The following is a 4,788-nucleotide window of genomic DNA, read 5'->3' on the forward strand; positions in this document are numbered from 1 at the left end:
CTTGACGGAAACGAAGGAGTGATTCGTGGGAACGCTCAAGATCATCCATAGCGCCGACTGGCAGCTCGGGAAGCCGTTCGGCCGCTTCCCTCACGAAGTGCGAAACGCGCTGTCCGAAGCACGGCTCGATGCAATCGACGAACTCGGGAAGGCCGCGATTACGGCCGGCGCAGCACATGTCGTGGTGGCGGGAGACGTGTTCGACAATGTAGAGCCTGGCGATCGCATCGTTATGCAGGCGCTGTCCCGGATGGAGCGTGCGCGGGTGACATGGTGGCTTATGCCGGGTAACCATGACCACGCCCGTGCGGGCGGTCTCTGGAGCAGGATCCGCGCTCGTGCGCCGTCCTCGGTGCGAATTGTCGACACCGCTGAACCGGTCGAAATGGAGGAGGGGGCCTGGCTGCTTCCGGCGCCTCTCGAACATCGCAAGACGACGAGCGATCCGACCGCAGCGATGGTTGACATGGCGACGCCTCCTGGAGCGCTTCGGATCGGGCTGGCACACGGTTCTATCACGGAGTTCGGAGCGTCTGGCGAGAGTTCGAACTTAATCCCTCCCGATCGGGCGAAGTCTGCGGGTCTGGACTATCTCGCGCTCGGGGACTGGCACGGCTTCCTCACAGTCGGCGATAGGACTGCCTATAGCGGCACACCGGAGATCGATAGGTTCGGGCGGGATGAACCCGGCGCGTGCATCTCCGTGGATTTGCGGTCCGAAGAGCCTCCGCAGCTCCGAACGGTCGAGACTGGCCGTTACCGTTGGATTTCACGCCGTTGGAATGTCGCGAACGAGGAGGAGCTTGGGAGGGAGATCGCTACGCTGAGGACAGAGGCGCGCCTTTCCGATGTGCTGTTGTCACTCGATCTGACGGGTGTGGCGAGCCTTTCCGACCGTGTCTCGATGTTGGCCCTTTTGGAGAACCGTCTCGCGCACGAGTTGCGCAACCTCGATCTGGATGCTGATGAGCTTATTGCGCAGCCCACTTCGGACGACATCGCGAGGATCGAAGTTCAGGGGGCCCTTGCCGGTGCCACTGCGGCGCTGCAATCCAAGGCGGAGGCCAATGGCCCGGATGCGCAGATCGCGGCGGCGGCTTTGGAGCGCCTCTATGTCGAAGCCCTTCGATTTGACGCGGAGGTGTCGAAATGATCATCAAGAACCTGGAGGTCGCGAACTTCCGCAAGTTTCGCGATCCCCTTCGCATCGAAGGCTTCACCGACGGTCTCAACATCGTTGTCGAGTCCAATGAGACGGGCAAATCAACCTTGCTGGAAGCCCTCCGTGCTGCCTTCTTCGTTCGATACTCTGCTAAGACCGAACTGGTGCGGTCCTACGTTCCGATCGGTGACGACGTTGCGCCTAGAGTATCGGTTGGCTTCCATATTGGAGAGGAAGCCTGGACGCTCGAAAAACAGTTCATGAAGTCGGTGTTCGTTCGCCTCTCTGGGCCCAGCGGCCGCAAGGAGAGCGATGCGGCTGAGGAGGCGCTACAGCAGCTGCTGGGGTTTGAGCGAGGCAACAACAAGGGGACTGACCCGGAAACCCGCGGTCCGCTCGGCCTACTTTGGGTCGAGCAGGCCACTGCGTTGGCGGTCGAGAATCCGAACCGCATCGTGCGCAACACGGTCAGGGGCGTCCTTGAGGCAGAAGTGGGTGCGGTTACGGGAGGCCGTCGGTTCGATGCGATCCGGTCTAGCGTGGAAACGGCATATTCCGCACTCAGGACTCCCTCAACCGGGAAGTCGAAGGGCGATCTGGCGGCTGCCGAAACACGGCTCGCCGACGCAATCGCCGCGCGTCAGGCTGCCGAAGCTGTTTTTCGCGACTATGAGGGCACGCTTGCCGACCTCGAAACTGCGAAGTCACGTTTGAAGATCTTGGAGCGCGATCTCGTCGACCCCGAGGCGGTCGAGCAGCGTCGCAAACTCGAGGACGATCTGAAGACCGCTGAAACGGCGGCGCTTCGGCATTCGGCTGCCGAGGCGCAGCTCGGCCAGGCTGATGCTATCGTGACAACCGCCTTGGCGGCGGTGCAGCGCCTTGACACCGCTGAGGACCGGCTGACCTCTGCCGAAAAAGCCCTCGGGATGGCGAAGGGATCGCTGCAAGAGGCTCGCTCCAACGTCGAGAAGTTGAGCGAAGAGGAGAAGGGTCTGCGTCAGGCGCTCGATCATGCCAGACAGGAGACGGAAAAGCATGAGTCTGCACTAGCAGGTGCCCGTGATCGTGCTCGCGAATTTGCCACGGCTGCTGGAGCACGCAGGGCGATCGATGCTCGGCGTGCGCTTGACGATCTCGAGGCTCGAGAGAGGGAGCTGAAGCAGGCTTCAGCGGATCGGATCGATGCCGGTGAACTCAGGAAGGTTGCCGAATACGAGTTGGGCGCGATCCAAGCGCGGGCGCGGTTCGAAGCCGGTGCCGTCAAGGTCGAGGTGGAACTGAAGGAAGGCTCCACCCTTCGGATCGACGGTAAAGCGGCGGAGGTAGCCAGCGTCGAGGTCTTGAAGGCCACCCGGTTTGAACTGGGGACTGCTGGTAGCGTAACCGTTCGTCCCCCAGAGGGGGCCAGCCTCAGCATTGAAGCGGACTTGGCCGCAGCGGACGGAGAGCGTGACGCTGCCCTGAGGCGACTTGGGATCAAATCCCATTCCGAGGGCATCACGCGAAACGAGCGTGCGGCCGCGGCGGAACGGGAACTCGTGGCTCTGCAAAAGCAGATCGCGTCGGCTTGTCCTGGCGACGCGTCGATCGCGCTGGCGCCTGGCGCTGATGCACTGAAGGCGTTCGTTGCGTCGCTGGGCGAGGATCTCATCGATGCGGCCGCGCCGGCGGACGACATCGCTGCCCTCGAAGGGGCGGTGACGGAAGCCAAGCTGTCTGAGGCGACCGCATCTGGTCGACGCGAGGATGCAAGGGAGGCGCTGTCGAAGGCGGAACGCGTCAAAGCTACGGCTGATGCTGATCACGGAAGTGCGCATCGCGAGAAGGAAGCGGCGAGCGAGAACCTTCGGACAGTCATCGATGCTGGCGACCGCGAGAAGCTGGCAGCGGACCTTCAGTCGGCCCAGCGCGATCGGACTGCCAAGTTCGAATCTGCCGAGAAGGCGAAAGCAGGGACCGACGCATTTGATCCTGAGGCCATCCGTCGGCGCATCGAAAACATCGATCGTGCTGCTCGGCGAGCCGGAGAGGAGCGTCTCGAACTCACCGCGTCGATCGCAGCGCTAGAAGCGGCAGTCGCAAGAGAGGGAACAAGCGGCCCCGCAGGAAGGATGGCAGAGGCGCGTGAGGATGAGGAGGCCTCTGCGACGTCCCTCGAGCGCCTCAGGCGCGAGGCGGATACGCTCGACATGCTGCGGAAAGCCCTGACGCAGGCGGCGGACGAGGCCTCTAGGACGTTCCTTGCACCCGTGACGGCACGCGCGGGGCGTTACATCCAGCAACTTCTGCCGGGTAGCGACCTGTCGTTCAACGAGGAACTTGGGCTCGCTGGGGTGTCACGGGCTGGGATCGACGAAGCGTGTGGCGACCTTAGTCGGGGGACACAGGAGCAATTGGCGATCCTGACCCGTCTGGCGTTCGCAGACCTCCTGCTGGAGGATGGAGCACCGATCTCTCTCATACTGGATGATCCGTTGGTCTATTCGGACGACATCCGGCTGGAGACGATGACGGACATCCTGCAAGAGGCGTCCAAACGGATGCAGGTCATCTTGCTGACTTGCAGATCGAAGGCATTTCGTCACGTCGAGGCTAACCGGATCGTGCTCAGATGAGCTTAGGAATGCCGACCCGCAGCCGGTTTGCAATCTCGTTCACCGAGCCTGAGGAGACCTTGGTCGCGCGGATTGATTTCCGTCGGCACAACCCGGCCACTCGGGAGGCTCGCACGGCGTATGAAGGAAACCTGGAGCCCATACCCCGCCTAGTGTCGTCGCTCAGCGAACGGAATGCCATTCCCGCGCAGCGCGTGAGCTACTGGACCGATCCAGAGTTTCGGACGGGCCGTCTGAAAGGCTCGCGTGAGCAGCTATTCGCTAGGAACGGAACGGTAGGCGAGGAAGCGTTCGTGCATTTTGGTTTCCTACCGACTCTCCATTACTTCCTCTTCGGAGCGCAGCTTCCGGCCGCAGTGATAGCCGCCTTCGAGAACGAGCTGGGCGATCCCCGCTGGGCATCCCTGAGCGATGCTATGGAGCATGGAAGGTTTGCTCGGAAGCTCGCTCAGAAGCATGGCATTGACCCGTCCGATGCCAAGGACGAGTTCTTCAAGCTGGCGTTGGATCTGGGCCTCTGGGTTCAGACCGCTATGCGGATAGGCGAATTGGCCGGAGGGCGCCGGTAGGTCAGGTCCGTCATCACCAAGGAGTCTGCCCTCTTGCCTCGACGAACTGGCCAGATACCGCATCGTCGCCTTGAAGGGCGAACTCCACCGGAAGGCGGGCACCCTTCTCGACGCTCAAATGCCCCGTGTGACCATTGAGGTCCGTCTTGACGAAACCGGGGCTGATCGAGTTCACGGTAACGGGCGTTCCGCGCAGCTCCTCACTCAGCTGAACCGTCAGCATGTTGAGCGCTGCTTTGGAGGCGTTGTAGCCGAGGAGTTGAGCAGCATAGTAGGTGGACGTGGGATCACCATTGAGAGCGAGTGTGAACCGCGCCGGGTTTGCCGGAGGCTCCAACTCCTGAGGATCAGCGTGCAATAGGCACCCCCTTCGTGGGGTGATCGGCGTGCAAAAAGGACCCCTTCATCCCGGGGATTTAGTTGGCCGACTGGTTTTGAT

The 4,788-nt window shown here is 62.1% G+C and carries 4 protein-coding genes; 3 read left to right on the top strand and 1 reads right to left on the bottom strand.

Features of this window, described 5'->3' with window-relative positions:
* The first annotated feature begins 25 nt into the window (after nt 1-25).
* From DI606_RS19475 to DI606_RS19485, 3 genes are read left to right on the top strand one after another with little or no spacing between them, the layout of a single operon-like run.
* A complete protein-coding gene (locus tag DI606_RS19475; RefSeq protein WP_293985599.1) occupies nt 26-1,153 on the top strand; it encodes a DNA repair exonuclease in 1,128 nt (375 codons plus the stop codon).
* Nucleotides 1,150-3,780 carry an AAA family ATPase gene (locus tag DI606_RS19480; protein ID WP_293985601.1) on the top strand — a complete coding sequence of 877 codons (2,631 nt, stop codon included), beginning with the start codon at nt 1,150-1,152 and terminating at the stop codon, nt 3,778-3,780. The genes DI606_RS19475 and DI606_RS19480 overlap by 4 nt, the downstream gene beginning before the upstream one ends.
* 8 nt (nt 3,781-3,788) lie before the next feature.
* Nucleotides 3,789-4,349, top strand: coding sequence for a hypothetical protein (locus DI606_RS19485; protein ID WP_293985603.1), 561 nt, complete (start codon nt 3,789-3,791; stop codon nt 4,347-4,349).
* Between the two features lie 13 nt (nt 4,350-4,362).
* On the opposite strand, the gene DI606_RS19490 is transcribed toward DI606_RS19485, so the two are convergent.
* Nucleotides 4,363-4,707 carry an SDR family NAD(P)-dependent oxidoreductase gene (locus DI606_RS19490; RefSeq protein WP_293985605.1) on the bottom strand — a complete coding sequence of 115 codons (345 nt, stop codon included), beginning with the start codon at nt 4,705-4,707 and terminating at the stop codon, nt 4,363-4,365.
* Between the last annotated feature and the right edge of the window lie 81 nt (nt 4,708-4,788).

It is taken from the genome of Sphingobium sp., from assembly GCF_003248505.1.
Taxonomy (GTDB): Bacteria; Pseudomonadota; Alphaproteobacteria; order Sphingomonadales; family Sphingomonadaceae; genus Sphingobium.

Coding starts and splice junctions, on each gene's coding strand:
- DI606_RS19480 (WP_293985601.1), top strand. CDS start 1,150: ATGATCATCAAGAACCTGGAGGTCGCGAACTTCCGCAAGTTTCGCGAT.
- DI606_RS19485 (WP_293985603.1), top strand. CDS start 3,789: ATGCCGACCCGCAGCCGGTTTGCAATCTCGTTCACCGAGCCTGAGGAG.